This is a genomic window from Fulvimarina fulva (assembly GCF_039652615.1).
Taxonomy (GTDB): domain Bacteria; phylum Pseudomonadota; class Alphaproteobacteria; order Rhizobiales; family Rhizobiaceae; genus Fulvimarina.
The window spans coordinates 435,674-459,940 of sequence record NZ_JBDJAC010000001.1; the positions used below are offsets into that span (position 1 = coordinate 435,674).

Genomic DNA, 24,267 nt, shown 5'->3' on the forward strand with positions numbered 1-24,267 from the left:
GATCACGCGCGCCGGCACTCGAAGTTTCTTGGTCGTTTCACCAAGCGACCAGCATCCAAAAAGACGACGTATAAGACCCTTCGGAGACGACAATGCCGATCAATGTGACGATGCCAGCCCTGTCTCCGACGATGGAAGAGGGCAATCTCGCCAAATGGCTGGTCGCCGAGGGCGACAAGGTTTCGGCCGGTGACATCATCGCCGAGATCGAGACCGACAAGGCGACCATGGAAGTTGAGGCCGTAGACGAAGGCACGCTTGCCAAGATCGTCGTGCCTGGCGGCACCGAGGGCGTAAAGGTCAACGACGTGATCGCGATCCTCGCGGCCGACGGCGAAGATGTCGAAGAGGCCGCCAAGTCGGGCGGCGGCTCCGATCCTGCGCCATCGGGCGACGACAAGGGTGGTGCGATGGCCGCCAATGCAGAAGCCGACAATGCCGCCAAGGGAAGCGAGGAAGAGGCGAAAGATCCGTCAAAGCGTGCATCCGCGCGATCCGAAGGCGGTGCTGGCGGAGGCGACATCAAGGAAGCCACAGAGTCTGCCGGTCCTGCCCCGAAGACGGACGACGGCGACCGTGTTTTCTCCTCGCCGCTCGCCCGGCGGCTTGCAAAGGAAGCCGGGATCGATCTCACACAAGTCAAGGGCTCCGGTCCTCATGGCCGTGTCGTAAAGGCGGATATCGAAGAAGCCCAGCAAAAGGGTGTCGGCAAGGCCGCTGGCGCCGACAAGCCGAAGGATGCTCCGGCTGCCAAGGCCGATGCTGCTCCAGCGCCTGCCGCGAAGGGCCCGAGCGACGACGCCATTCTCAAGATGTTCGAGGAAGGCTCCTACGAAAAGATCCCGCATGATGGCATGCGTAAGACGATTGCCAAGCGGCTCGTCGAATCCAAGCAGACCGTTCCGCACTTCTACCTGTCGGTGGATTGCGAACTGGACGCACTTCTGGCGCTCCGCAAGCAGCTCAACGACGCAGCGCCGAAGACCAAGAGCGACGAAGGCGAAAAGCCGGCCTACAAACTCTCGGTCAACGACATGGTCATCAAGGCCATGGCGCTCGCTCTTAAGGCCGTGCCGACAGCCAATGTTTCGTGGACCGAAACGGCCATGCTGAAGCACAAGCATGCGGATGTGGGTGTCGCAGTTTCGATCGACGGCGGCCTCATCACGCCGATCATCAGGCGCGCCGAGGAAAAGACGCTGTCGACCATCTCCAACGAGATGAAGGACCTGGCCAAGCGCGCCCGGGCTCGCAAACTGCAGCCGCAGGAATATCAGGGCGGCACGACGGCCGTCTCTAATCTCGGCATGTTCGGCATCAACAACTTCTCGGCCGTGATCAATCCGCCCCACGCGACCATCCTCGCGGTCGGCGCCGGTGAAGAGCGCGCCATCGTGAAGAACGGCGAGGTCAAGGTGGCGACGCTGATGACGGTAACGCTTTCGACGGATCACCGGGCCGTCGACGGAGCGCTCGGCGCCGAGCTGATTGCCGCCTTCAAGCAGTACATCGAAAATCCGATGGGTATGCTCGTGTAAGGTCGGCTGATGCGTAGCATCCTCGGACGTTCCAACTGGCTAGCGGCGATCATTCTGGCGCTGGCCACAGTGGTCTCGAATCCAGCCATCGCCCAGAAATGGCCGAAAGCCGAAATGGATGCCTATGCTCGTTCGTTCGCGGGCAGAACATATGTGATGAAGCTTGGCGGTCTCGGAAATACGCTCGTCTATGCCGCTCCGAACCACAGTGCCTACATCGTTCGCTCGCTCGATAGCAAAGTCGTTCGCGGTCAGTGGGAGATCAGCTACAGCATGTCCAATCGCTCTGTCATTGCCTGCATCCGGCGGTCCTCCGTCAAACAATGCGTGACGAAATCGGTCATTTCGCGATTTCCGTACCGGCGCGGTGATCTGTTCGCTCTTGCGCAACGACGTGGGCTCAACGGTGCCTTGCCGATCAATTTCGGTCTTGCCGAAGCGGCAAGGGCCGCGCGATGAAGACCGTCCTCGCCTTCGGTGATTCTCTCACCTGGGGATACGACCCGCAAACAATGCTGCGGCACGACTTCTTCGACCGCTGGCCGAATGTCGTCGGGAAGGCGCTGGGGCATAAGGTTCGCGTCATCAGCGAAGGTCTCAACGGGCGTACGACCGCCTTCGACGACCACATGGTTCCGGCCGAGCGCAACGGTGCCAAAGTTCTGCCGACGCTTCTCGCCAGCCATCAGCCGCTCGATCTGGTCGTGATCATGCTGGGGACGAACGATCTCAAGCGCCACACAGGTGGCGGTCGGGTCTTTGAGTCCCGGCAGGGGCTCGAACGGCTGATCGAGATCTGCCAGACATTTCCATATCAGCGTGGCTACGAGCCGCCGAAGCTGTTGCTCGTTGCGCCGCCACATTTCACCAGCACGACGGAGCCCGACTTCTCACTGCTCTTCGGACATGCGGTGGAGGAATCGACGCATTTCCGCTCCGCCATCACCAAGGTCGCGGAGGAATACGGAGTCACGATGTTCGATGCCAGCGAGATCTGCGAAGCCTCGCCCATCGACGGAGTACACCTCGATGCAGAGAACACGCGCCGGCTTGGCGAAGCGCTGATCGGCCCGATCAAGAAACTGCTCGAACTCAAAGACTGAGTTTCAGTGCGTCCATCCATCAAAGGGCGGCTTTACGTCCGTCCACAGAGAAAAACGATCCGGGGAGACGACCCATGGCTGACACTTACGACGTTCTTGTAATTGGCGGCGGGCCGGGCGGCTACGTCGCGGCGATCCGCGCTTCGCAGCTTGGCTTCAAGACGGCGGTCGTCGAGCGCGAGCATCTTGGCGGTATCTGCCTCAACTGGGGTTGTATCCCGACAAAGGCGCTGCTGCGCACGGCCGAGATTTTCCACTATGCCGAAAACGGCAAGAATTACGGTCTGGAGATCGAGAAGCCGAAATTTGACATCGAGGCTGTGGTGAAACGCTCTCGCGGGGTCTCTGCGCAACTCAACGGCGGCGTCGGATACCTGATGAAGAAAAACAAGATCGACGTGATCTGGGGTCAGGCGAAGATCAAGAAGGCCGGCAAGGGCGGGCCTGTCGAGGTCGAGGTCGGCAAGATGCAGAAGCCGATCGTCGAGCCACAGCATCCGGTGCCGAAAGGCACGCTGGGTGAGGGCACTTACAAGGCCAAGCACGTGATTGTCGCAACAGGTGCGCGTCCGCGCGTCCTGCCAGGCATCGAGCCGGACGGTGACCGGATCTGGACCTATTTCGAGGCGATGAAGCCGAAGTCCATGCCGAAAAGCCTCATCGTCATGGGGTCGGGCGCGATCGGGATCGAGTTCGCGAGCTTCTACCGCACCATGGGTGCTGAGGTAACGGTCATTGAACTCTTGCCGCAGATCCTGCCAGTGGAGGACGCGGAGGTCGCCAAGATCGCCCGCAAGCAGTTCGAGAAGCAGGGCATGAAGATCATGACCGACGCGAAGGTTGCGAAGGTCGAAAAGGGCAAGGACGGCGTCACCGTAACGGTGGAGACGAAGGGCGGCAAATCGGAGACATTGAAGGCTGAGCGCCTGATCTCCGCTGTCGGCGTCCAAGGCAATATCGAGGGTCTCGGGCTCGAGGAAGCCGGCGTGAAGATCGAGCGTGGCGTGGTGAAGACCGATGGTGTCGGCAAGACCGACGCACCGGGCATCTACGCGATCGGCGATGTCGCCGGTCCGCCGATGCTTGCGCACAAGGCCGAGCACGAAGGCACGATCTGTGTCGAGGCCATCAAGGGGATGCATCCCCATCCCATGAAGAAGTCCGAGATCCCTGGCTGCACCTATTGCCATCCGCAGATCGCTTCGGTTGGCCTGACGGAGGCGAAGGCCAAGGAGGCCGGTCACGAGGTGAAGGTCGGCCGGTTCAACTTCACCGGAAACGGCAAGGCGATTGCTCTGGGTGAACCGGACGGCATGGTGAAGACCGTGTTCGATGCGAAGACCGGTGAACTTCTCGGCGCTCATATGGTCGGTGCGGAAGTGACCGAGCTTATTCAGGGCTTCGTCATCGCGATTGGGCTGGAGACGACCGAGGAAGAGCTTTTCCACACGTGCTTCCCGCATCCGACCCTTTCGGAGATGATGCACGAATCATCGCTCGACGCTTATGGTCGCGTGATCCATCAGTAGTTGCCGATCCGGCTGTTCGGAAATTGGGGCGGGTGTCTTGTCTCCTGCCACATTCTCCTATCTGCCCTGCGGAACAGCAATCTTCATAGAGGAGCTTACCAATGGGTTGGTTGGCAGCAATTATCGTCGGCGGTCTCGCCGGATGGCTCGCAGAGAAGGTCATGGGCAGCGACATGGGGGTGATCATGAACATCATCCTCGGTATAGTCGGCGCGATTGTCCTCAGCCTGCTGCTTCAGTTGACGGGCCTTGGCGTCGGTGCCGGCGCATCGTTCTCGTTCGCCTATCTGATCACAGGTTTCGTCGGTGCCTGTCTTCTCATCTTCATTTTCCGTTTGGTTCGCCGCTGACGCGACCGGATGGCCGATTGCGTCGAGCGCTGGCAGGGCTTAGATAAAAAGCATGGTTACGGTGCTCGACAATCGCGCCGAGATCGAGGCTAAGCCTCGGTTGCGGCATCCCGAAAAGGCTCATCGGCCGGATACGGCAGTGAGTCCCCCGAAGCCGGATTGGATCCGGGTTCGGGCACCTGTGGGCAAGGGGTTTCAGGAAACCCGGGATATTGCTCGTTCGAACGGTCTCGTAACCGTTTGCGAGGAAGCCGGCTGCCCGAATATCGGCGAGTGCTGGGACAAGAAGCACGCGACCTTCATGATCATGGGCGGGATCTGCACCCGCGCCTGTTCGTTCTGTAACGTCGCCACCGGCATGCCCCATCCACTGGACCGGAGTGAGCCTGAAAGCGTCGGCCGCGCCGTCGCGAAAATGGGCCTCAATCACGTGGTCATCACCTCCGTAGATCGGGATGACCTGGAAGACGGTGGTGCCGAGCATTTTGTGCGCACCATCCGTGCTATCCGTGCCGCGGCGCCCGGGACGACGATCGAAATTCTGACGCCGGATTTCCTTCGCAAGCCGGGCGCGCTCGAAGCGGTCGTTGCGGCAAAGCCGGACGTCTTCAATCACAATCTGGAGACGGTGCCGTCAAAATATCTGACGGTGCGGCCGGGCGCGCGGTATTTCCATTCGATTCGCCTTCTTCAGCGGGTGAAAGAGCTCGATCCGGAAATCTTCACGAAATCCGGCATCATGGTCGGCCTCGGGGAAGAGCGGAACGAAGTCCTTCAGCTGATGGATGATCTTCGCAGCGCTGATGTCGATTTCCTGACCATCGGTCAGTATCTGCAGCCGACCCGCAAGCATCATGCCGTCATCCGCTATGTGACGCCGGACGAGTTTCGCTCCTTCGAGACGATCGCGCTGGCTAAGGGTTTCCATGTGGTTGCCGCGAGCCCGCTCACGCGCTCGTCGCACCATGCCGGGGAAGACTTCGAGCGCTTGAAGGCAGCAAGGCTCGCGAAATCGAATGCTGCGTGATTAAGGTCCGATGCCGCAATTTGAATCGACACGCAGGGTCGGCCACAGCGCCGACGAAATGTTCGACCTTGTCGCCGACGTCGAGAGTTATCCGCAGTTTTTGCCGCTCTGTAAGAGCCTGAGCGTTCGCTCCAAGCGCGAGAAGGACGGAAAGACACTGCTCGTCGCCGACATGACGGTCGCCTATAAGATGGTGCGTGAGACGTTCACGAGCCAAGTGCTGTTGAAGCCTGAAGAGCGCCGTATCGACGTGAAATACGTCGACGGGCCATTTCGGTATCTCGACAATCGCTGGTCCTTCGAGCCGATCAGTGACCAAGAGTGCGATGTACACTTCTTCATCGATTACGAATTCAAGAGCCGCACACTGAGCATGCTCATGGGTTCGATGTTCGATTACGCCTTCCGGCGCTTTGCCAAAGCGTTCGAGGCGCGGGCAGATCAGGTTTACGGTCCCCCGAAATCCTGATCGCGCTCCCTGGCATCATCGACGTTTTCAGACGGGATCGATTGCTTCTAGAAGCATGTTAAGCGCGGTCTCGACGCTCCTTTGGCGGATAGCTGCACGGCCGAGATCGCCGTATCGCTCTTCCCTGTGTGTCGTTCCACGTCTGGATGCGCAGGCGAAGTGGACAAGGCCGACGGGTTTGGTCGGGCTTCCGCCGCCAGGTCCCGCGATGCCGGTGATCGACACGGCCACCTGAGCGCTTGAATGTTTGACGCCGCCTTCGGCCATCTGCCGAGCGACCGTCTGTGAAACTGCGCCATAAGCTTCGAGTGCTGAAGGATCGACACCGACGAGGTCGACTTTCGCTTCGTTGGAATAGGTCACGAAGCCTCGCTCGAGAACGGATGATGAGCCTGCGATATCGGTGATGGCGGCGGCGACCATGCCGCCTGTGCACGACTCAACAGTGGCAAGCTTCAGGTCCGCCGCCGTGAAGCGTTCGACCACTGTCCTTGCCAGCCGTTCGATCTCGCCAAGCTCCGAGCTCACGCCTTATCTCCATAGGAAACGGAGGCGGTCGCGATGGCGGCAATACCTTCCTTGCGGCCGACGAAGCCGATCGACTCGTTGGTGGTCGCTTTTACGGATACGCGGTCGATCTCGATCCTGAGACATTCCGAAATAGCCTTCCGCATGGCTTCGCGGTGGGGGGCGATCTTCGGGGCCTCGCAAATTAGCGATATGTCGGCATTCATGATTCGCCCACCCTTCGCCGCAACGATGTCCCGCGCGGCGGCGAGGAAGATATGGGAGGCGGCGCCTTTCCATTGAGGATCTGAGGGCGGAAAATGATCGCCGATATCGCCGGCGCCGCAGGTAGCGAGAAGGGCGTCCGTCAAGGCGTGGTAGCCGACATCGGCGTCGGAATGCCCTGACAGCGTCTGATCGTGGGGTATGCTCACGCCGCAGAGCGTGACCTGATCGCCTTCGACCAGCTTGTGGACGTCGTAACCGTTGCCGGTCCTGACATCGATCATTCGGCTTTCTCCTTTGAGGCGTTTGTCCGCCAGTTCCAGGTCTCGCGCGCTCGTCAGCTTCACGTTGTCCGGCTCGCCCTCGACCATCACCACTGGCAGTCCCGCCCATTCGGCGATGGAGGCATCATCGGTGAATTCGACGCCGGTTTCTTTCGCGGCCCTTTCGTGGGCATCCATGATTAGCCGGTACGGAAAACCCTGCGGCGTCTGCGCTGCGTAGAGGTTCGAGCGGTCGACCGTCGTGACGACATGGCCCTCGGACCCTTTCTTCAATGTATCCGCGACCGCGACCACGGGAAGTGCGCCGATGTCGTCCGTGATGGCATTTGCGACACGCGAGATAAGATCGGATGACGCGAAGGGGCGGACCGCATCGTGAATCAGCACCGCTTTCGCCGCACGTGTCTCAAGGTCTCGAAGACCAGCGCGCACCGAGGCTTGGCGTGTCGCCCCGCCATTGACGATGTGTATCGCCGCGCTTGAGCCGAGTGTCGCGACGATCTCCGCGACGCGATCAATGTCCTCGGGATTGGCAACGAGCACGACAGTCTCGATGGCCTCGTGGTGCAGAAAGAGCTCGAGCGTCCGAACCAGCACCGGCTTCCCGCCGATCTTGCGAAACTGCTTGGGTCCATCCTGATGCTCGCCCGCGCGAAGCCCCCGCCCGCTCGCGACGATGATTGCTGCCAGTCCAGCGGTAGTCATGGCGTTCCACATGCCCTGCTATCTTGGTGAGCGACGCGCGCCCGACGCCGTTCGCATGCCCACCAATTAGCCATGCGTCAATGGAATGGCAGCTCTGCGTCCCTTCAAGCGGTTCAAGAAGGTTGTCATTTGCGCAGCGGCGTTCTACGGAAGGGGCAGAGTGATGAAAAACACGACAGTATCGCGGAATGCGACATTAATGAGCTTCAGAAGAGCATGACCCCCGATATTCGCTCTCCGTTACCGGTCGGCAAGCTGACGCTCGCGAATCGCGTGTTCGCCGCTCCGCTATCGGGAATTTCCGATGTTCCGTTTCGTCGGCTGGCGAGACTGTTCGGTGCGGGGCTTGTCGTATCGGAAATGGTGGCGAGCGGGGAGTTCGTCAAAGGGGCCGAAGAGGGAAAGCTCCGCGCCCTTCGTGATGGTCCGGGAATCCATACCGTCCAGCTAGCGGGTCGCGATCCTGACTGGATGGAAGAGGCCGCGCGGAAGCTCGCCAACGATGGCGTCGATCTCATCGATATCAATATGGGGTGCCCGGCCAAGAAGGTGGTGGGCGGGCTCTCCGGTTCGGCACTGATGCGGGAACCGGACCTTGCCTTGCGGATCGTCGAGGCCACGGTACGGGGTGCAGGCTCCGTGCCTGTGTCGCTCAAGATGAGGCTCGGCTGGTGCCGCGATTCGCTGAATGCTGCAGAAATCGCCGCGAGGGCCGAAGCTGCAGGCATTCAGATGGTCACGGTGCACGGCCGCACCCGCGCGGATTTTTACGATGGAAATGCAGACTGGCAGGCAATCCAGACGGTGAAAGCCGCAGTCTCGATCCCGGTCGTGGCAAACGGCGATCTGGTCGAGATCAGCCAGATCCCGGCAATGCTAACCCAAAGCGGTGCGGATGCCGTCATGTGCGGACGCGGCATGCAGGGTCGGCCATGGCTCGCGGGGCGTCTGGCGTCCTGCGTAACCCACGATCGGCTTGCCGCCCTGGACGCTGCCGCTTTCGTCACAGAGCACTATGAAGCAATGCTCTCTCATTACGGTACGGGCACAGGCGTCCGGCACGCCCGCAAGCACCTCGGCTGGTATGTGGACCGCACCGCTGCACCGCAAAATCTGAAGGCAAAGCTGATGCGTGAAAACGATCCGCGCGCCGTGGTCGAGCAAATCCGGATAATCTTTTCGGGGCTCTCGCTGGCTGACCTCGAAGCCGGCGTCTCGTCTGGACAAACCACTTATGCGAAGGCGGCCTGATTCTTGAGTAATACATCGAGCCGTAAATCCGCACCCGATGCCCTGAACATTCTCGGCGGACTGCCGCATCCCGTAATCGTTTGCGACCATGAGGGCTATTTCCATTTCGCCAACTCGGATGCGGAGCAGTTTTTCTCCGCAAGCATGCCGTATCTCATTCGCAGACGGCTGCAGGATTTCGTTCCGGGCGACAGCCCACTCTTTTCGCTCATCCAGAAGGCGCTCACCGAGCAGGCGCGTTTCAGCGAATACCGGGTCGATCTGTCCTCGCCGCGCCTCGGCGAAGAACGGGTCGTCGATCTCTATGTCTCGACCGTTCCCGATCATCCCAATCTCGTCGTGGTGATGATCCAGCTGCGGTCGATTGCAGAGAAAATGGACCGTCAGCTGACCCATCGCTCTGCCGCGCGGACCGTCACCGGGCTGGCTGCGATGCTCGCCCATGAGATTCGCAACCCGATTTCAGGGATCAAGGGCGCGGCGCAACTGCTGGCGAGCGATGCGTCGGACGAAGATCGGACGCTGACGCGCATCATCCAGGAAGAGAGCGACCGGATCGTCAAGTTGGTCGACCGAATGGAAGTCTTCTCCGATCAGCGCCCGATCGAGCGCTCGGCGGTCAACATTCATTCCGTGCTCGAATATGTGAAGACGATCGCGGCCAATGGCGTTGCGCGCGACATTCCGATCGTCGAGCTTTACGATCCATCTCTTCCGCCGGTCTTTGCGAACCGCGATCAGCTGGTTCAGGTCTTCCTCAATCTACTGAAGAACGCGGCCGAGGCCGTCATCCGAAACGAAAAGCCCGAAATCAGGCTCACGACGGCCTTTCGCCCCGGTGTGCGGCTCACGATCCCGGGAACACGGGACCGCGTCTCGCTGCCGCTTGAATTCACGGTCGAGGACAATGGTCCCGGCGTCCCGGACGATATTCGACAGAACATCTTCGATCCTTTCGTGACCACCAAGCCGTCCGGGTCGGGACTTGGTCTTGCCCTCGTCGCCAAGATCATCGGCGACCATGGCGGCGTGATCGAATGCGATTCCCAGCCCGGGCAGACGATCTTCCGCGTCTTGATGCCGGCGTGGAAAAAGCAGTTCGAGGATGAGCAATCCCCGCAATATCCGCGCGCGATGAAGCGGAACGCCCCCTCTCAGGCGAATACGGACTAAGGCCATGGTACAGCAAATTCTCATCGCCGACGATGACGCAGCGATCCGCACGGTGGTCTCCCAGGCTATGATGCGAGCGGGCTTCGAGGTGCGGGCCACGTCCAACATCGCGACCCTCTGGCGTTGGATCTCCAGCGGTGAGGGCGATCTCGTCGTCACCGACGTTTTGATGCCCGATGGCAATGTCTTCGATTCCATGGCGAAGATGAAAAACTCGCGGCCCGATCTGCCGATCATCGTCATGAGCGCGCAGAACACCTTCATGACCGCGGTCAAGGCTTCGGAAAAAGGCGCCTACGACTACGTTCCAAAACCGTTCGATCTGGCCGAACTCGTCGGCGTCGTACGCCGCGCGCTGTCCGAGCCCAAGAAAGACCCGGCACGTCTCGCGCAGGAAGAAAGCGGCGAATCGATGCCGCTAGTCGGCCGGTCGCCGGCGATGCAGGACATCTACCGCGCGCTTGCGCGGATGATGCAGACCGACCTTACGGTGACGATCACCGGCGAGTCCGGCACAGGCAAGGAGCTGGTCGCGCGCGCGCTCCACGATTACGGTCGCCGCAAGAAGGGGCCTTTCGTTGCGATCAATATGGCGGCAATCCCGCGCGAATTGATTGAATCGGAGCTCTTCGGGCACGAGAAAGGTGCCTTTACCGGCGCACAGGCCCGCTCGACGGGACGTTTCGAACAGGCGGAAGGTGGCACACTCTTCCTCGACGAAATCGGCGATATGCCGATGGAGGCGCAGACGCGGCTGCTGCGTGTCTTGCAGCAGGGCGAATATACCACGGTTGGCGGTCGCACCCCGATAGCGTCGGACGTCAGGATCGTCGCCGCGACGAACAAGGATCTTCGCCAGTCCATTACGCGCGGTCTCTTCCGTGAGGATCTGTTCTACCGCCTCAACGTCGTTCCCCTGAGGCTTCCGCCGCTCCGTGAGCGGCTGGAGGATTTGCCTGATCTGGCTGCGCATTTCTTTGCTCAGGCGGCGCGTGAGGGCCTGCCTCGCAAGATGCTGACGACCGGCGCGCTGGAGGCGATGCGCCAGTACAATTGGCCGGGTAATGTGCGCGAGCTGGAAAACCTGATCCGGCGGTTCTGTGCGCTGTATCCGCAAGACGAGATCACCACCGAATTGGTGGAGAGCGAACTGGCAAACGACGTCATGCAGTTCGGTGGTTCCGATGACAACGGGTCCGGGCCTGTGGATCTCGGGCAGGCGACCGAGCGCTATCTGGCGGATTACTTTTCAAGCTTCGGGGATACACTTCCCCCGCCGGGGCTCCATGCTCGTATCGTCCGCGAGATCGAATATCCGTTGATCGCCGCCGCCCTTGCGGCAACGCGCGGCAATCAGGTGAAGGCTGCAGACCTGCTTGGCCTCAACCGAAACACGCTGCGAAAGAAGATCCGGGATCTCGATATCTCGATCGTTCGATCCATTCGCTGACGTCGGCCGTACCTCATCGGCATAGGGCCTGCCGCCAAGTTAGATGGTGCTTCGCGGCGCCATCGTCGCAACTTGAAATGCACGCGCCATGGCGAGTCGAAACATCACGCCTTGAAGGCAGTGCGCCCAAACGCTTGATTTTCAAGGCAATCTGAGCCGCACGGCCGGTGGCAGATATTTGAGTTGCATTTTTGACACAATACGTATCTCTACAGAGCCCAGAGGTACCGAACGAGACATGACGAGCGAACCCATCGATACGGCCGAAAGCGGTCCGTTCCTTCTGGAGCGGCGCCGCTTCATGCTCGTGCCCGGTCTGCTCGCAGTCTGCGGCGCGCTCGTCTGCGGCTGTATCTCGTTCGTCGTGCTCATGGGACTGACGCCGATCGCGCCGACCGATGCGGTTGTCACGGTCGCGACCGCCGTCAATGGCCTCTTTGTTCTGCTGCTCGCCGGGCTGATCTGGCGCGAGGCGGCGCGGATGTTCCGCGCGAGGCGGCAGGGCAGGGCCGCTTCGCGCCTTCATGTGCGCATCGTGCTTCTGTTCTCGATCGTTGCGGCAATCCCCGCGATTCTTGTTGCGATCGTCGCATCGATTACCCTCGATCTCGGTCTCGACCGATGGTTCGAGATGCGGACAAGGGCCATCGTCGATTCGTCGATCAATGTGGCGCGGGCCTATGTCAACGAGAACGCCCGCAATCTTCAGGGCTCGACCCTGTCGATGGCATACGACCTCGACCAACAGCGCCGGCTCTACAATCTCGATCCACGTGGCTTTGAGAACTTCATGACCGAGCAGGCGCGCGGTCGCTCGCTGCTGGGCGCCCAGCTCATCGGCGAGAACAAGGAACCGTTCCTGACAGCGGATGTCGAGACCGAGCAGCCGCTGCCCGTGCCGCCCGACGATGCCATGCAGCAGGCGATCGACGGCAATCTCGTCTTCATTCCGCCCGGCGTCACCAATCTCGTGGGCGCAATCATCAAGCTCCGGCAGGTGCCGAACGCCTATCTCTATACGGTCAGGGCGGTCGACCCGCAGGTGCTGGCGGCCTTGCGGCTGATGGAGGAACGGTCAGCGGAATATCAGAGCCTTCAGGACAACCGCTTCGGGCTGCAGCTTGCTTTTGCGCTGCTCTATCTCGGGATCGCGCTCATCGTGCTCTTGTCGGCCATCTGGACCGGCATTGGCGTGGCCGATCGTCTGGTGCGGCCGATCCGGCTCCTGATGAGTGCGGCCGACGAGGTCTCGCGCGGCAATCTTTCGGTTTCAGTGCCGGTCCGGGCGTCGGACGGCGATGTCGGTTCGCTGTCGAGCACCTTCAACAATATGACGCAGCAGCTCCAGAGCCAGCGGTCCGAGCTTGTGAACGCCCGCGATACGATCGACGAGCGCCGGCGCTTCATCGAGGCGGTGCTTTCGGGCGTGACCGTCGGCGTTATCGGTGTCTCGCCGAACGGTGCGATCTCCATGTTGAACCCGTCGGCGGAGCGAATTCTCGGGACGGACGCTCGTTCGACCGTCGGCGTTCCGCTCGCGAAGGCTTTTCCGGCCTTCGCCGCCATACATGATGCGGCGGCGGCTTCGCATCGATCCGAGTATCAGGAAGAGATCCGGCTGCGGATTCGCGAGCGTGAGCGTACGCTGGCGGTTCGGATCACAAGTGCGGAGAAGAGCGGCGACGCGCAGTCGAGTGTTGTGACGATCGACGACATCACGGACCTCGTCGATGCGCAGCGCTCCTCGGCCTGGGCTGACGTCGCGCGCCGGATCGCGCACGAGATCAAGAACCCTCTGACCCCGATCCAGCTTTCGGCGGAACGCATTCGCCGTCGCTATGGCAAGCGCATCGAGGACGATCGCGAGGTGTTCGACCGCTGTGTCGATACGATCGTACGTCAGGTCTCCGATATCGGTCGGATGGTCGACGAGTTCTCCAACTTCGCGCGCATGCCCAAGCCAACGATGGAGCCGACCGATCTGCGCGATGTGATCAAGGAAGCGATCTTCACGCGGGAGATGGGCGATCACGGCGTGACCTTCGAAAAGGACATTCCCGACGAGCCGCTGACCGGGTCCTATGACACGCGGCTTCTTGGTCAGGCCTTCGGAAATCTGGTGAAGAATGCCGTAGAAGCTCTTGAAGGCGCTGGGATAACCGACGGCCGTATCGTCGTTCGGGCGCGGACCGGGGAGCGCCATCACGAAGTGCAGATCATCGATAACGGGCAGGGTTTTCCCAAGGATGATCGAGATCGCCTGTTGGAGCCCTATATGACGACGCGCGAAAAAGGCACGGGGCTGGGGCTCGCCATCGTTCGCAAGATTATCGAGGAACACGGCGGCTCGATCGCGCTCGAAGATGCACCGGATAAGCCGTCGGGTGCGATGGTGCGGGTGATCCTGCCGGCAGGCAATACGAATTTTGACGACTTGAACGGTTAGAAAGGCGACAAACGCTATGGCATCGGACATTCTGATCGTCGACGACGAGGCTGATATTCGCGATCTGGTCGCGGGCATTCTGGAGGACGAGGGTCACGAGACCCGCACTGCCGGAAACGCCGATCTGGCGCTGCAGTCGATCGCCGACCGCGCGCCTCAGCTTATCTTTCTGGATATCTGGCTGCAGGGAAGCCGGATCGACGGTCTCGACCTCCTGGACATGATCAAGTCGCAGCACCCGGAGGTGCCTGTCGTCATGATCTCGGGCCACGGCAATATCGAAACGGCCGTGTCGGCGATCCGAAGGGGCGCTTACGATTATATCGAAAAGCCCTTCAAGGCTGATCGGCTGGTTCTCGTCGCAGAGCGGGCGCTGGAGACCTCTAAGCTCAAGCGCGAGGTCGTCGAGCTGCGCCGCAAGTCCAGCGATTTCACCGAGCTTCTGGGCAAGTCCCAGCCGATGAACCAGCTGCGGACCGTTATCGAACGGGTCGCTCCGACGAACAGCCGCATCATGATTCTCGGACCGTCCGGCTCCGGCAAGGAGATGGTTGCGCGCGCGATCCATACGGCCTCGGCCCGCGCGGAAGGACCGTTCGTCGCCATCAACGCCGCGGCGATCACACCTGAGCGCATGGAGATCGAACTGTTCGGCAATGAGACGCCTCCGGGCGTCGAGCGGAAGATCGGCGCTCTGGAGCAGGCCCATCGCGGCACGCTCTATCTCGACGAGATCGCGGATATGCCCCGCGAGACCCAGAACAAGATCCTGCGGGTTCTGACCGAGCAGTCCTTCGAGCGGGTTGACGGTACCAAGAAGGTGAAGGTCGACGTCCGGATCATTTCGTCGACGGCGCAAAATCTCGAATCATCGATCGCCGAGGGGATTTTCCGCGAGGATCTCTACCATCGTCTGGCGGTCGTTCCGATCAGTGTGCCGCCGCTCTCCCAGCGCCGCCAGGATATTCCGCTTCTGATCGAAGCCTTCATGAAGCAGCTGAGCGAGCAGACGGGAATCAAGCCGAAACAGCTCAGCCCCGAGGCGCTGGCCGTGCTTCAATCCTCCGAGTGGCCGGGCAATATCCGCCAGCTGCGGAACAATATCGAACGGTTGATGATCCTGTCGCGCGATGGCGACGAGGACGACATGATTTCAGCCGACATGCTGCCTTCCGAGGTCGGCGACATGCTTCCCCAGACGCCGAGCCAGTCGAATGGCCAGATCCTTGCGCTGCCTCTGCGCGATGCGCGCGAAGTATTCGAAAAGGAATATCTGGTCGCTCAGATCAGCCGGTTCGGCGGCAATATCTCGCGCACGGCCGAATTCGTCGGCATGGAACGCTCGGCGCTCCATCGCAAGCTGAAGTCGCTTGGAATCTGACGCCTGACATGGCGTTCCCGGCCCGAGCGTTTCGGGCCCTTTGCGCTCAGGCTTTCGAGCAGATAAAGCGAAGTCGGAACTTGGGTTTGAGGGGCATGCGCCAATGCGAGTCGTAATCTGCGGGGCCGGGCAGGTCGGCTACGGTATCGCCGAGCGTCTTGCCTCCGAACGCAACGACGTTTCGGTCATCGATACGTCGCCAACGCTGGTGCAGGCGATCCGCGACAATCTCGATGCCCGTGGCTTCGTCGGGCACGGGGCCCATCCTGACGTTCTGGCCGAGGCCGGGGCGGAACAGGCGGACATGATCATCGCCGTGACGTTGCACGACGAGGTCAACATGGTGGCCTGCCAGGTTGCCCATTCGCTTTTCAACATCCCGACGAAACTCGCTCGCATTCGCTCTCAGAGCTACCTCCAGTCTCACTGGCAGGACCTCTTCTCCACCGACAACATGCCGATCGACGTGATCATCTCGCCGGAGATTGAGGTCGGCGAGATGGTGCTGCGGCGCATTGCGCTTCCAGGGGCGATGGACGCGGTTCGCTTTGCCGACAACTCGATCGCCATGATCGCGATCGAATGTCGCGAGGACTGCCCGGTCGTGAATACGCCATTAGGCCAGCTGACCGATCTCTTCCCGGACCTCAACGCGACCGTCGTCGGGATTTTGCGCGGAACCGGCCTCTTCATTCCCTCTTCGACGGACCAGATGGTGCCCGGCGACGTCGCCTATGTGGTGGTCGAGCGGGCCCATGTGAAACGGACCCTCGGCCTGTTTGGCCATCTGGAGCCGGACGCAACGCGCATCGTTATCGTCGGTGGCGGCAATATCGGTCTTTATGTCGCCGGCGAGATGGAGCGGCGAAACCTCCGCGCAAAGCTCCGCGTGATCGAGGCGAACCGCGACCGCGCCGTGGCGATTGCGGATCAGCTGAAGCGGACCATCGTCCTTCACGGCTCGGGACTAGACCAGAACCTGTTGCGCGAGGCCGATATCGAGGAAAGCGATCTCATCGTTTCACTCACCAACGACGACAAGGTGAACGTCCTTGCCAGCGTCATGGGCAAGCGCCTTGGCTGTAATGGCAATCTCGCGCTACTAAACGATGCCGACTTCCAGGGCCTGACACGGCCGCTAGAGATCGACGCCTTCATCAACCCGAAATCCGTCACGATCTCGCGTGTTCTCCAGCATGTGCGGCGCGGTCGTATTCGCGCCGTTCACTCAATCCAGAACGGTCTTGCCGAGGCGATCGAGGCTGAAGCCTTGGAAACCTCGCCGATCGTCGGTGTGCCGCTCAGGGACCTCGACCTGCCGGAAAATCTGCGGATCGGTTCGATCTATCGGGCGGGCGCCTACGTCAAGCCGACAGGCGCGACGAAGATCCGCGCAAAGGATCGGGTCGTGATCTTCGCCAAATCCGGTGCTGTCCGTCGCGTCGAGCAGATGTTCAGGGTCAGTCTCGAATTCTTCTGACGGCAGGTCGATGGCCACTTTGGAACATCGCCCTTTCAGGCGGGCTTGTTTCGAGCCGTGCAAAGGCCGAAATCGTCGTTTGCACCGTGAGTGGTCTGGACTGGTTTATTTGTCGACATTTTTGGGAAAAAACCTCTCTCATTCAGGCGAGAACAAATCCTCCCGCCGTTGATCCACAGGCGGTAGCGTGTAAGCTGAACAAACGCCCGGGGCCGCGAGGTCTTCAATCAACGATAAAAAAAGGATGGCGCACCAGGTCATGGCCGAACGCTCTCAGAATTTGCAGGACCTGTTTCTCAACACCGTTCGCAAGCAAAAAATTTCCCTCACCATTTTTCTCGTCAACGGCGTCAAGCTGACAGGCGTTGTCACGTCTTTCGATAATTTCTGTGTGCTCCTGCGTCGCGATGGTCATTCGCAACTCGTCTACAAGCACGCTATATCTACGATCATGCCGGCACAGCCGGTCTCACTCTACGATGGCGACGACGGGAAGGCCTGATTGGCGGAATTTGGCGATAGCGGTTCAAAGGGACCGATCGAACACAAGGCGGATCCGACGAGGAGCGCTGTCTACGTCCCCGTGTTCAAGGACACCGGGCCCCGAGAGCCCGGATCGAAACTGGAGGTGCGGCGCACGCCGGATGCCAAGCTCGAAGAGGCTCTGGGTCTGGCAGCGGCTATTCAGCTCGACATCATCGACAGCGGCATCATCTCGCAACGCGCGCCGCGCCCGGCCACGCTCATCGGGCAGGGCAAGGTCGAGGAGCTGAAGGGCATCATTGCGGCCGAGGACATCGGCCTCGTGATCGTCGATCATCCGCTGACGCCGGTTCAGCAGCGCAATCTCGAACGAGAGCTCAACGCGAAGGTGCTGGATCGAACCGCCCTGATCCTCGAAATTTTCGGGGAGCGGGCGCGCACGAAGGAGGGCGGTCTTCAGGTCGAGCTTGCACATCTCAACTACCAGCGCGGCCGTCTGGTCCGGTCATGGACGCACCTTGAACGCCAGCGCGGCGGTGCTGGTTTTCTCGGCGGTCCGGGCGAAACACAGATCGAGGCCGATCGCCGGCAGCTTCAGTCAAAGATCAAGGCGCTCGAGGCCGAACTCGAAAAGGTGCGCAGCACGCGCCAGCTTCACCGCGCGAAGCGCCGTAAGCGTCCCCACCCGATCGTCGCGCTGGTCGGCTATACGAATGCGGGCAAGTCGACGCTTTTCAACCGGATGACGGGGGCTGACGTCTTTGCGAAGGATCTTCTCTTCGCAACGCTTGATCCCACTCTCAGGCGCACGACGCTGGCCCATGGCACGGAAATTCTGTTTTCCGATACGGTCGGCTTCATCTCGGAACTGCCGACTCATCTCGTCGCAGCCTTCCGGGCGACGCTAGAGGAAGTGATCGAGGCGGATATCATCCTCCATGTTCGGGATGTGTCGGACCCGGATACTCTCGCGCAGGCGGAGGACGTTCGGCAGATCCTGCGTGATCTGGAGATCGACGCCGACGACACCGATCACGTGGTCGAGATCTGGAACAAGATCGATCTGGTGGATGCCTCGCAGCGCGAGCGCATCGAAACGCTTGCCGCCAATGAGCCAGACAAGCAGCGGCCCCACATCGTCTCCGCTTGGACGGGCGAAGGGATCGAAGCGCTTCTCACGGATATCGAGCGCCGCATTGCCGGGAAGATCTCGGATCTCGACGTCACGCTCGATCAGGACGGTATGCGGCACCTGTCCTGGATCTACGAAAACGCGTCCGTTCTCGATCGCCAGGATCTGGAAGACGGCTCAATCCATCTGCAAATCCAGGTGACGGAGCAGGGCGCAAGTGAGCTTGTTCGCTTGAAGGCCGCCGGCGAGGGCATTCAGCTCGGCTGAGGATCGAGCGGGGCTTCGAGACACAGGATCCTTGCTGCGGTTCCTGTTCTCTGTTGGCTCGCCGCCGGCGCTCGTGAAGTCCGTTCGAGCCCTTCGCGGTGCTGAATTTCGAGCGCGCTCGCAGGGTGCCGCACAGCCTTCGGGTCAGCAGCGCGGCGGCATTGTCCAATCCCAATATCTCCCAAGAAAAAAAGCGCCGATCGAAAAGATCGGCGCTCCATTTCTCATATCTGTTCGACGCGTGTCAGGTTCCGGTAGCAATCAGCATGAAGGCCGGGATGTCATCGCCAAATCCAACGAGGGTGTTGCTGTCCTCGCGCGAGGGGCGACCGCGACCGCCGGCTCTACCGCGTTCGCTGGAACGTCCACGCGAATTGTTGTTGGCTTGAGCCTTCGGCTTGCGCGGGGCTTCGTTGTCCTGAACTGCGGCAGCTTGCACGGCGTCCTGGTCCTCACGTTCGATTTCGTCGGTTTTCGGCTCTTCAGCGGTCGCTGCGATTTCGTCCGGCTTGCTCTCGCTCTTGTCCCCACCTGAGCGCGAGCGCGTCTTGCGGTTCCGGGTGCCTCGGCCCGAACCGGCGCGTGAGCGGGATCGACGATCATCCTCGCCATCGTCGCTTTCGCTGGTGGTGACGCTCGAGAGGTCACCGTCGAGCCACTCGATATCCGTGCCGATCAGCTTCTTGATGGCGTCGAGATGCTTCGTCTCGGCCTTGGTTACAAGGGTAAATGCCTTGCCAGACCGTCCGGCGCGTCCCGTTCTGCCGATTCGGTGAACATAGTCTTCCGCGTGAATGGGGACGTCGAAGTTAAAGACGTGGCTGACCGCAGGTATATCGAGCCCACGGGCTGCGACGTCCGACGCGACGAGGAGCTGCAGCTTGTCCTCGCGGAAATTGTGCAGCATCGTCATGCGCGCACGCTGGTCCATGTCCCCATGGAGGGCGCCAGCGGAAAAGCCATGCTTTTCCAGACTGCGGAAAAGCGTCGAGACATCGCGCTTGCGATTGCAGAATATGATCGCGTTTGTGACGTCTTCGTTCGCGCGGAGCAGTTCGCGCAGACGCGCGCGCTTGTCGTAATCCTTGGCACCGGAGGCGACCAGACGCTGCTCGACCGTCAGAGCGGCTGAAGCAGGCTTTGCCACTTCGACGCGGACCGGGTTCTGCAGGAACTGTTCGGTCAGCTTTGTGATCTCGGGCGGCATCGTCGCGGAGAAGAACAGCGTCTGCCGCGTGAAGGGCAGCAGCTTGCAGATGCGTTCGATGTCTGGAATGAAGCCCATGTCGAGCATCCGGTCGGCCTCGTCGATGACAAGAACCTCTACGCCTGTCAGAAGCAGCTTGCCGCGCTCGAAATGATCCAGCAGGCGCCCCGGCGTCGCAATGAGCACGTCACAGCCGCGATCGAGCTTTCTGTCCTGTTCTTCGAACGACATGCCGCCGATAAGCAGCGCGACGTTCAGCTTCTGCTCCTTGCCGTAGCGCGCAAAGCTCTCTTCGACCTGCGCTGCGAGTTCGCGGGTCGGCTCGATGATGAGCGTGCGCGGCATGCGCGCTCTGGCGCGCCCCTTTTCCAGCATGGTTAGCATCGGAAGTACGAATGACGCAGTCTTTCCGGTGCCGGTCTGTGCGATCCCAAGAACATCCCTGCGCTCGAGGGCGTGGGGGATGGCTTCGGCCTGGATCGGCGTCGGCTGTGTGTACCCGGTCGCCTCTACGGCGGCCAGCACTTTCGCGCTCAAACCGAGTTCGGAAAAGGTGGTCAAATCGACAATACTCTCGATGTGTCAGGGAATGGCGGAAAACCAGTGCATTCAAGTCGCGCGATAGAGCGGGCCCAGCATAGAGTCAACCGTAGGGGTCATATAAAGGTCCAGAGCGGACGTTTGTAGTGGTCAGACCCAAAAGAATCTCACCACAGCCTGAGGGATTTGACGCATTTCGACCGGTTTTATTCACAATCCCGTCGTAATTCTCGTCAGTTCGTTGCGAAACCAAAATCATATGAGCCATCTGGCTGCGCACGCAGTTCGTAGGTTTCGGCAATCTCGCCGTCCTGCGGCACGATTTCAAAGAAAAGGGTCAGCGAGCCTTCCTGCCCTTCCGACGGCTCGTCGGCGCTATAGCCGACAACCGCGCCACCAAGAGCAGCAACCTCGTCAACCTTGATCGAACGAGCAATCTGAGCCCCGGTTGGTGAGGGGGCGATCTGTTGAAGGAAGAACTGCGACTTGGTGGGATCGGCCGGATCGCGAGCCATGACAGCGCGCCAGATACCGGATCGGCCGCCTTCCTCCCAAGGTCCTAGAACTTGGACGTCCTCGATCAGTGGCGAAAGCGTGCCGACGACCTGAGCCACTCCTTCAGTTCCTATGGAACGAGACTGCGCCGCGGCTTCCGTGTCAGCCGTCGCACCGTTCGTGGGAGCCGCCTCATCTGTGGCGTCCGATGTCGATCCTGTCCCTGTGGCAGGAGCTTCGGCTCCGGCTGCGGCGGCGTCTTCTGCCTGTGTTGCTGGTGCAGCCGGCGCCTCTTCGCTCTGGGCAAATGCCGGCAGCGGCCAAAGAGCAAGGCTCGAAACGAGCAACAATTTCGCGGATGCGTTTCGCATGTTTGTCCTTTAGGGGATGCACGTCGTTTGATGGCTCGTCCCACACTTAATGCAGCGAAACGAATCTTCGACCTGGTTTGAGCGATCTGCGCTCAGATATCGAGATCGTCCACAAAGGCGGATCGTTCCTGGATGAAACGGAAGCGCAGATCCGCCTTGTTCCCCATCAACGCGTCCACGGCGCCGGCGGTACCAGCTTCCGGAGCCTCGTCCATAACGACCTGAAGCAGTGTGCGCTTCTTCGGGTCCATGGTGGTTTCCTTGAGCTGGCCGGGAAGCATTTCGCCAAGTCCCTTGAAGCGGGAGATCTCGACTTTGCCTTTGCCCTTGAACTCCTTCTCGATCAGGCGTTCGCGGTGGCGATCGTCCCGGGCGTAGGCGGTCTTGCCGCCCTGGGTCAGCTTATAGAGCGGCGGCACGGCCAGATAGAGATGTCCGCCACGGATAAGCTCGGGCATCTCGCGATAGAAGAAGGTGATCAGCAGAGATGCGATGTGCGCGCCGTCCACATCGGCGTCGGTCATCACGATCACGCGTTCGTAGCGCAGGTCCGCGTCTCGATATTTTGAACCTGTGCCGCAACCGAGTGCCTGGATGAGATCGGCAAGCTGCTGGTTCGCACCAAGCTTTTCGCGTCCGGCGCTCGCAACGTTGAGGATCTTGCCGCGCAAGGGAAGGATCGCCTGGATTTTTCGGTCACGCGCCTGCTTGGCCGATCCGCCTGCCGAGTCGCCCTCGACGATGAAAATCTCCGCCCCCGATGCGCCGGATTGCGAGCAGTCTGCGAGCTTGCCGGGCAGGCGCAGCTTGCGGGTGGCGCTCTTCCGGCTGACTTCCTTTTCCTGCCTTCGCCGAAGCCTTTCGTCGGCTCGGTCGAGCACCCAATCGATCAGACGCGCCGCGTCCTGCGGCGAAGAGGCGAGCCAGATGTCGAAGGAGTCGCGGATCGACTGCTCGACGATCCGCTGGGCCTCGGATGTGGCGAGGCGATCCTTGGTCTGTCCGACGAATTCCGGCTCGCGAATGAAGACGGAAAGCATGCCGGAAGCGGTCGACATCACGTCGTCGCCGGTTATCACCGATGCGCGCTTATTGCCGGAAAGTTCGGCGAACGCCTTGAGACCGCGAAGCAACACCGCTCGAAGGCCGGTTTCGTGGGTGCCGCCCTCCGGCGTCGGGATCGTGTTGCAGTAGGAGCGGATCGAGCCATCGTCCGGCGTCCAGGCGACCGCCCATTCGACAGCCCCGTGCCCGGAGACCTTTTCCGTGCGTCCGGCAAAGATCTGCGAGGTGATCCGGTCCTTCCCGATCGAGGCGTCGAGATAATCCTTCAGGCCACCGGGGAAGTGGAAACTGTCCCGCGCGGGGATCGGGCTGTTGGCGTCGAGAAGCTTCGGATCGCATTGCCAGCGGATTTCGACGCCGCCGAACAGATAGGCCTTGGAGCGCGCCATGCGGAAGAGCCGGGCTGGCTCGAACCGGGCATGGTCACCGAAGATCTGCGGATCGGGCCGAAAGCGAACCCTTGTTCCCCTCCGGTTCTGCGTATCTCCGACAGGTTGAAGTTCCGTGACCGCTTTGCCACGCGCATATTCCTGCCGGTACAGCTTCCTGTTACGCGCGACCTCGACCTCGAGCTTTTCGGAAAGCGCGTTGACGACGGAAATACCAACGCCGTGGAGGCCGCCCGAGGTTTCGTATACCTTCGAGTCGAACTTGCCGCCCGCGTGGAGTGTCGTCAGGATGACTTCGAGCGCCGTCTTGTCCTGAAAGCGTGGATGCGGATCGATCGGGATGCCACGGCCGTTATCGCCCACTGTGCAGAAGCCTTCGGCATCCAGCGAGACCTCGATGACGTTTGCATGGCCAGCGGTCGCTTCGTCCATCGAGTTGTCGATGACCTCGGCAAAGAGATGATGCAGCGCTTTTGCATCCGTGCCGCCGACATACATGCCAGGACGGCGACGAACCGGTTCGAGACCCTCGAGAACCTCGATGTCGGCCGCCGTGTAGTCGCCGCCGAACGGCTGCTGATCGGCTTCGGCCTTCTGCGGTTTCGTGACACGCTGGACTGGTATCTTGCGTGCGGCGTTGCCGGAAAACAGATCGTCACTCATGAGCGCCTGCCGATGCGAGCGCGCACGACCGCTTCCCGTATCGGGAAGGGGAAGGGCATGAAAGTCCTGTAGAGGCGGGCTTGAACCATGCCCAAGAGGTACACTTTCACGTATTGTTCTTCAAGCGCAGTCGGGCAACAGCCAAGCGCGTAAGTGAAGTGAACGCAAGATTTCCACTGCTTTCGGAAATCGAAATCACTGCAAAAGGTCCGCCGGCTCAACCTGTCTGGCCGGCCGTATATTGCGCCACGGCCGACTTCAAACAGGCACGCGAATGGTGCGCGGGATCAGTTGCATCCCGTGTCTTCGGAGATTGCCGCATCGTGATAAGCCGCGCGCCAGTCGAAGTGATTTGCGCTTTCAAGCGCCCGCGCGGTGCTCTCGTCGGACCACCCATGACCGCGCTTTCTGACGCCGGCGCGTCCGCCCACCGGAAACTGATAGATGGTCGCCGACTGCAATTCGATGCCCGTGGTCATGTCTCTGTCTCCTCATCTCATGCGGATGGTTTTCGCCACCGATGGCGGCTCATTCTTAGTTCTTATCCTGCTCATATAATAATCATTTTGCACGAAAAAACTGCAAAATCGTATGCCCCTTTTTGCAAAGCCTAGCTTATCGAGCTTTTGGAGGTATTAATCACTAGAAAGTGATCGGATGTGCTTTCGACAGAGCAGCAAGCGCATTGCCGAGATTTCATCGCGTTTTAGAACCTTGCGCCTTCGATGGATCGCGAC

Annotated in this window: 21 protein-coding genes; 15 read left to right on the forward strand and 6 right to left on the reverse strand. The window is 60.7% G+C overall.

Annotation, left to right across the window (positions count from 1 at the left end; all coding sequences use genetic code 11):
* Positions 1 to 92 precede the first annotated feature (92 nt).
* The 7 genes from ABDX79_RS01980 to ABDX79_RS02010 all read left to right on the forward strand — a co-directional run bounded on the left by ABDX79_RS01980 (position 93) and on the right by ABDX79_RS02010 (position 6,016).
* On the forward strand, positions 93 to 1,538 hold the full coding sequence (locus tag ABDX79_RS01980) for a pyruvate dehydrogenase complex dihydrolipoamide acetyltransferase (RefSeq protein WP_346218573.1): 1,446 nt from the start codon (positions 93 to 95) through the stop codon (positions 1,536 to 1,538).
* Between the two features lie 9 nt (positions 1,539 to 1,547).
* On the forward strand, positions 1,548 to 1,997 hold the full coding sequence (locus ABDX79_RS01985; RefSeq protein ID WP_346218574.1) for a hypothetical protein: 450 nt from the start codon (positions 1,548 to 1,550) through the stop codon (positions 1,995 to 1,997).
* Positions 1,994 to 2,641, forward strand: coding sequence for an SGNH/GDSL hydrolase family protein (locus ABDX79_RS01990; RefSeq protein ID WP_346218575.1), 648 nt, complete (start codon positions 1,994 to 1,996; stop codon positions 2,639 to 2,641). The genes ABDX79_RS01985 and ABDX79_RS01990 overlap by 4 nt, the downstream gene beginning before the upstream one ends.
* Positions 2,642 to 2,715: 74 nt before the next feature.
* Positions 2,716 to 4,170: a dihydrolipoyl dehydrogenase gene (lpdA, locus tag ABDX79_RS01995; protein WP_346218576.1), complete on the forward strand. Its 1,455-nt coding sequence runs from the start codon at positions 2,716 to 2,718 to the stop codon at positions 4,168 to 4,170.
* Between the two features lie 101 nt (positions 4,171 to 4,271).
* The gene (locus ABDX79_RS02000; protein WP_346218577.1) at positions 4,272 to 4,520 is read left to right on the forward strand and encodes a GlsB/YeaQ/YmgE family stress response membrane protein; all 249 of its coding nucleotides are present in this window, start codon (positions 4,272 to 4,274) and stop codon (positions 4,518 to 4,520) included.
* Between the two features lie 52 nt (positions 4,521 to 4,572).
* Complete coding sequence (gene lipA / locus ABDX79_RS02005; RefSeq protein ID WP_346218578.1) at positions 4,573 to 5,547, forward strand: lipoyl synthase; 975 nt, start codon at positions 4,573 to 4,575, stop codon at positions 5,545 to 5,547.
* Positions 5,548 to 5,557: 10 nt separating this feature from the next.
* Complete coding sequence (locus ABDX79_RS02010; RefSeq protein WP_346218579.1) at positions 5,558 to 6,016, forward strand: type II toxin-antitoxin system RatA family toxin; 459 nt, start codon at positions 5,558 to 5,560, stop codon at positions 6,014 to 6,016.
* A 27-nt stretch (positions 6,017 to 6,043) separates the two neighbouring features.
* Here the strand turns inward: ABDX79_RS02010 and ABDX79_RS02015 are convergent, their stop codons facing one another.
* Positions 6,044 to 6,544: a CinA family protein gene (locus tag ABDX79_RS02015; protein ID WP_463671094.1), complete on the reverse strand. Its 501-nt coding sequence runs from the start codon at positions 6,542 to 6,544 to the stop codon at positions 6,044 to 6,046.
* Positions 6,541 to 7,737 carry a bifunctional 2-C-methyl-D-erythritol 4-phosphate cytidylyltransferase/2-C-methyl-D-erythritol 2,4-cyclodiphosphate synthase gene (locus ABDX79_RS02020; RefSeq protein ID WP_346218580.1) on the reverse strand — a complete coding sequence of 399 codons (1,197 nt, stop codon included), beginning with the start codon at positions 7,735 to 7,737 and terminating at the stop codon, positions 6,541 to 6,543. The genes ABDX79_RS02015 and ABDX79_RS02020 overlap by 4 nt, the downstream gene beginning before the upstream one ends.
* 216 nt (positions 7,738 to 7,953) lie before the next feature.
* Here ABDX79_RS02020 and dusB point away from each other — a divergent pair, with 216 nt between their 5' ends.
* The 8 genes from dusB to hflX all read left to right on the forward strand — a co-directional run bounded on the left by dusB (position 7,954) and on the right by hflX (position 18,800).
* Positions 7,954 to 8,988, forward strand: coding sequence for a tRNA dihydrouridine synthase DusB (dusB, locus tag ABDX79_RS02025; protein WP_346218581.1), 1,035 nt, complete (start codon positions 7,954 to 7,956; stop codon positions 8,986 to 8,988).
* Positions 8,989 to 8,991: 3 nt separating this feature from the next.
* On the forward strand, positions 8,992 to 10,161 hold the full coding sequence (locus tag ABDX79_RS02030) for a two-component system sensor histidine kinase NtrB (protein ID WP_463671095.1): 1,170 nt from the start codon (positions 8,992 to 8,994) through the stop codon (positions 10,159 to 10,161).
* 4 nt (positions 10,162 to 10,165) lie between these two features.
* A complete protein-coding gene (gene ntrC / locus ABDX79_RS02035; protein ID WP_346218582.1) occupies positions 10,166 to 11,611 on the forward strand; it encodes a nitrogen regulation protein NR(I) in 1,446 nt (481 codons plus the stop codon).
* Positions 11,612 to 11,849: 238 nt separating this feature from the next.
* Positions 11,850 to 14,057: a sensor histidine kinase NtrY-like gene (locus ABDX79_RS02040; protein WP_346218583.1), complete on the forward strand. Its 2,208-nt coding sequence runs from the start codon at positions 11,850 to 11,852 to the stop codon at positions 14,055 to 14,057.
* A gap of 16 nt (positions 14,058 to 14,073) precedes the next feature.
* Positions 14,074 to 15,438: a nitrogen assimilation response regulator NtrX gene (gene ntrX / locus ABDX79_RS02045; protein ID WP_346218584.1), complete on the forward strand. Its 1,365-nt coding sequence runs from the start codon at positions 14,074 to 14,076 to the stop codon at positions 15,436 to 15,438.
* A 103-nt stretch (positions 15,439 to 15,541) separates the two neighbouring features.
* Positions 15,542 to 16,918, forward strand: coding sequence for a Trk system potassium transporter TrkA (gene trkA / locus ABDX79_RS02050; RefSeq protein ID WP_346218585.1), 1,377 nt, complete (start codon positions 15,542 to 15,544; stop codon positions 16,916 to 16,918).
* Between the two features lie 259 nt (positions 16,919 to 17,177).
* Positions 17,178 to 17,420 (forward strand): RNA chaperone Hfq, encoded by a 243-nt coding sequence (gene hfq / locus ABDX79_RS02055; protein WP_007066440.1) that lies wholly within the window; start codon positions 17,178 to 17,180, stop codon positions 17,418 to 17,420.
* On the forward strand, positions 17,421 to 18,800 hold the full coding sequence (gene hflX, locus ABDX79_RS02060; RefSeq protein WP_346218586.1) for a GTPase HflX: 1,380 nt from the start codon (positions 17,421 to 17,423) through the stop codon (positions 18,798 to 18,800).
* A 244-nt stretch (positions 18,801 to 19,044) separates the two neighbouring features.
* Here hflX and ABDX79_RS02065 read toward each other — a convergent pair whose 3' ends face one another.
* From ABDX79_RS02065 to ABDX79_RS02080, 4 genes are all read right to left on the reverse strand, one after another.
* A complete protein-coding gene (locus tag ABDX79_RS02065; RefSeq protein WP_346218587.1) occupies positions 19,045 to 20,568 on the reverse strand; it encodes a DEAD/DEAH box helicase in 1,524 nt (507 codons plus the stop codon).
* 212 nt (positions 20,569 to 20,780) lie between these two features.
* Positions 20,781 to 21,392: a hypothetical protein gene (locus ABDX79_RS02070; protein ID WP_346218588.1), complete on the reverse strand. Its 612-nt coding sequence runs from the start codon at positions 21,390 to 21,392 to the stop codon at positions 20,781 to 20,783.
* 113 nt (positions 21,393 to 21,505) lie between these two features.
* Positions 21,506 to 23,530 (reverse strand): DNA topoisomerase IV subunit B, encoded by a 2,025-nt coding sequence (gene parE, locus ABDX79_RS02075; protein WP_346218589.1) that lies wholly within the window; start codon positions 23,528 to 23,530, stop codon positions 21,506 to 21,508.
* A gap of 287 nt (positions 23,531 to 23,817) precedes the next feature.
* Complete coding sequence (locus ABDX79_RS02080) at positions 23,818 to 24,009, reverse strand: DUF2735 domain-containing protein (protein WP_346218590.1); 192 nt, start codon at positions 24,007 to 24,009, stop codon at positions 23,818 to 23,820.
* Between the last annotated feature and the right edge of the window lie 258 nt (positions 24,010 to 24,267).

What these genes read in the sequence shown, in the direction of transcription:
- ABDX79_RS01980 (WP_346218573.1), top strand. Translation starts at nt 93, where the DNA reads ATGCCGATCAATGTGACGATGCCAGCCCTGTCTCCGACGATGGAAGAG.
- ABDX79_RS01985 (WP_346218574.1), top strand. Translation starts at nt 1,548, where the DNA reads ATGCGTAGCATCCTCGGACGTTCCAACTGGCTAGCGGCGATCATTCTG.
- ABDX79_RS01990 (WP_346218575.1), top strand. Translation starts at nt 1,994, where the DNA reads ATGAAGACCGTCCTCGCCTTCGGTGATTCTCTCACCTGGGGATACGAC.
- lpdA (WP_346218576.1), top strand. Translation starts at nt 2,716, where the DNA reads ATGGCTGACACTTACGACGTTCTTGTAATTGGCGGCGGGCCGGGCGGC.
- ABDX79_RS02000 (WP_346218577.1), top strand. Translation starts at nt 4,272, where the DNA reads ATGGGTTGGTTGGCAGCAATTATCGTCGGCGGTCTCGCCGGATGGCTC.
- lipA (WP_346218578.1), top strand. Translation starts at nt 4,573, where the DNA reads ATGGTTACGGTGCTCGACAATCGCGCCGAGATCGAGGCTAAGCCTCGG.
- ABDX79_RS02010 (WP_346218579.1), top strand. Translation starts at nt 5,558, where the DNA reads ATGCCGCAATTTGAATCGACACGCAGGGTCGGCCACAGCGCCGACGAA.
- ABDX79_RS02020 (WP_346218580.1), bottom strand. Translation starts at nt 7,737, where the DNA reads ATGACTACCGCTGGACTGGCAGCAATCATCGTCGCGAGCGGGCGGGGG.
- dusB (WP_346218581.1), top strand. Translation starts at nt 7,954, where the DNA reads ATGACCCCCGATATTCGCTCTCCGTTACCGGTCGGCAAGCTGACGCTC.
- ntrC (WP_346218582.1), top strand. Translation starts at nt 10,166, where the DNA reads ATGGTACAGCAAATTCTCATCGCCGACGATGACGCAGCGATCCGCACG.
- ABDX79_RS02040 (WP_346218583.1), top strand. Translation starts at nt 11,850, where the DNA reads ATGACGAGCGAACCCATCGATACGGCCGAAAGCGGTCCGTTCCTTCTG.
- ntrX (WP_346218584.1), top strand. Translation starts at nt 14,074, where the DNA reads ATGGCATCGGACATTCTGATCGTCGACGACGAGGCTGATATTCGCGAT.
- trkA (WP_346218585.1), top strand. Translation starts at nt 15,542, where the DNA reads ATGCGAGTCGTAATCTGCGGGGCCGGGCAGGTCGGCTACGGTATCGCC.
- hfq (WP_007066440.1), top strand. Translation starts at nt 17,178, where the DNA reads ATGGCCGAACGCTCTCAGAATTTGCAGGACCTGTTTCTCAACACCGTT.
- parE (WP_346218589.1), bottom strand. Translation starts at nt 23,530, where the DNA reads ATGAGTGACGATCTGTTTTCCGGCAACGCCGCACGCAAGATACCAGTC.
- ABDX79_RS02080 (WP_346218590.1), bottom strand. Translation starts at nt 24,009, where the DNA reads ATGACCACGGGCATCGAATTGCAGTCGGCGACCATCTATCAGTTTCCG.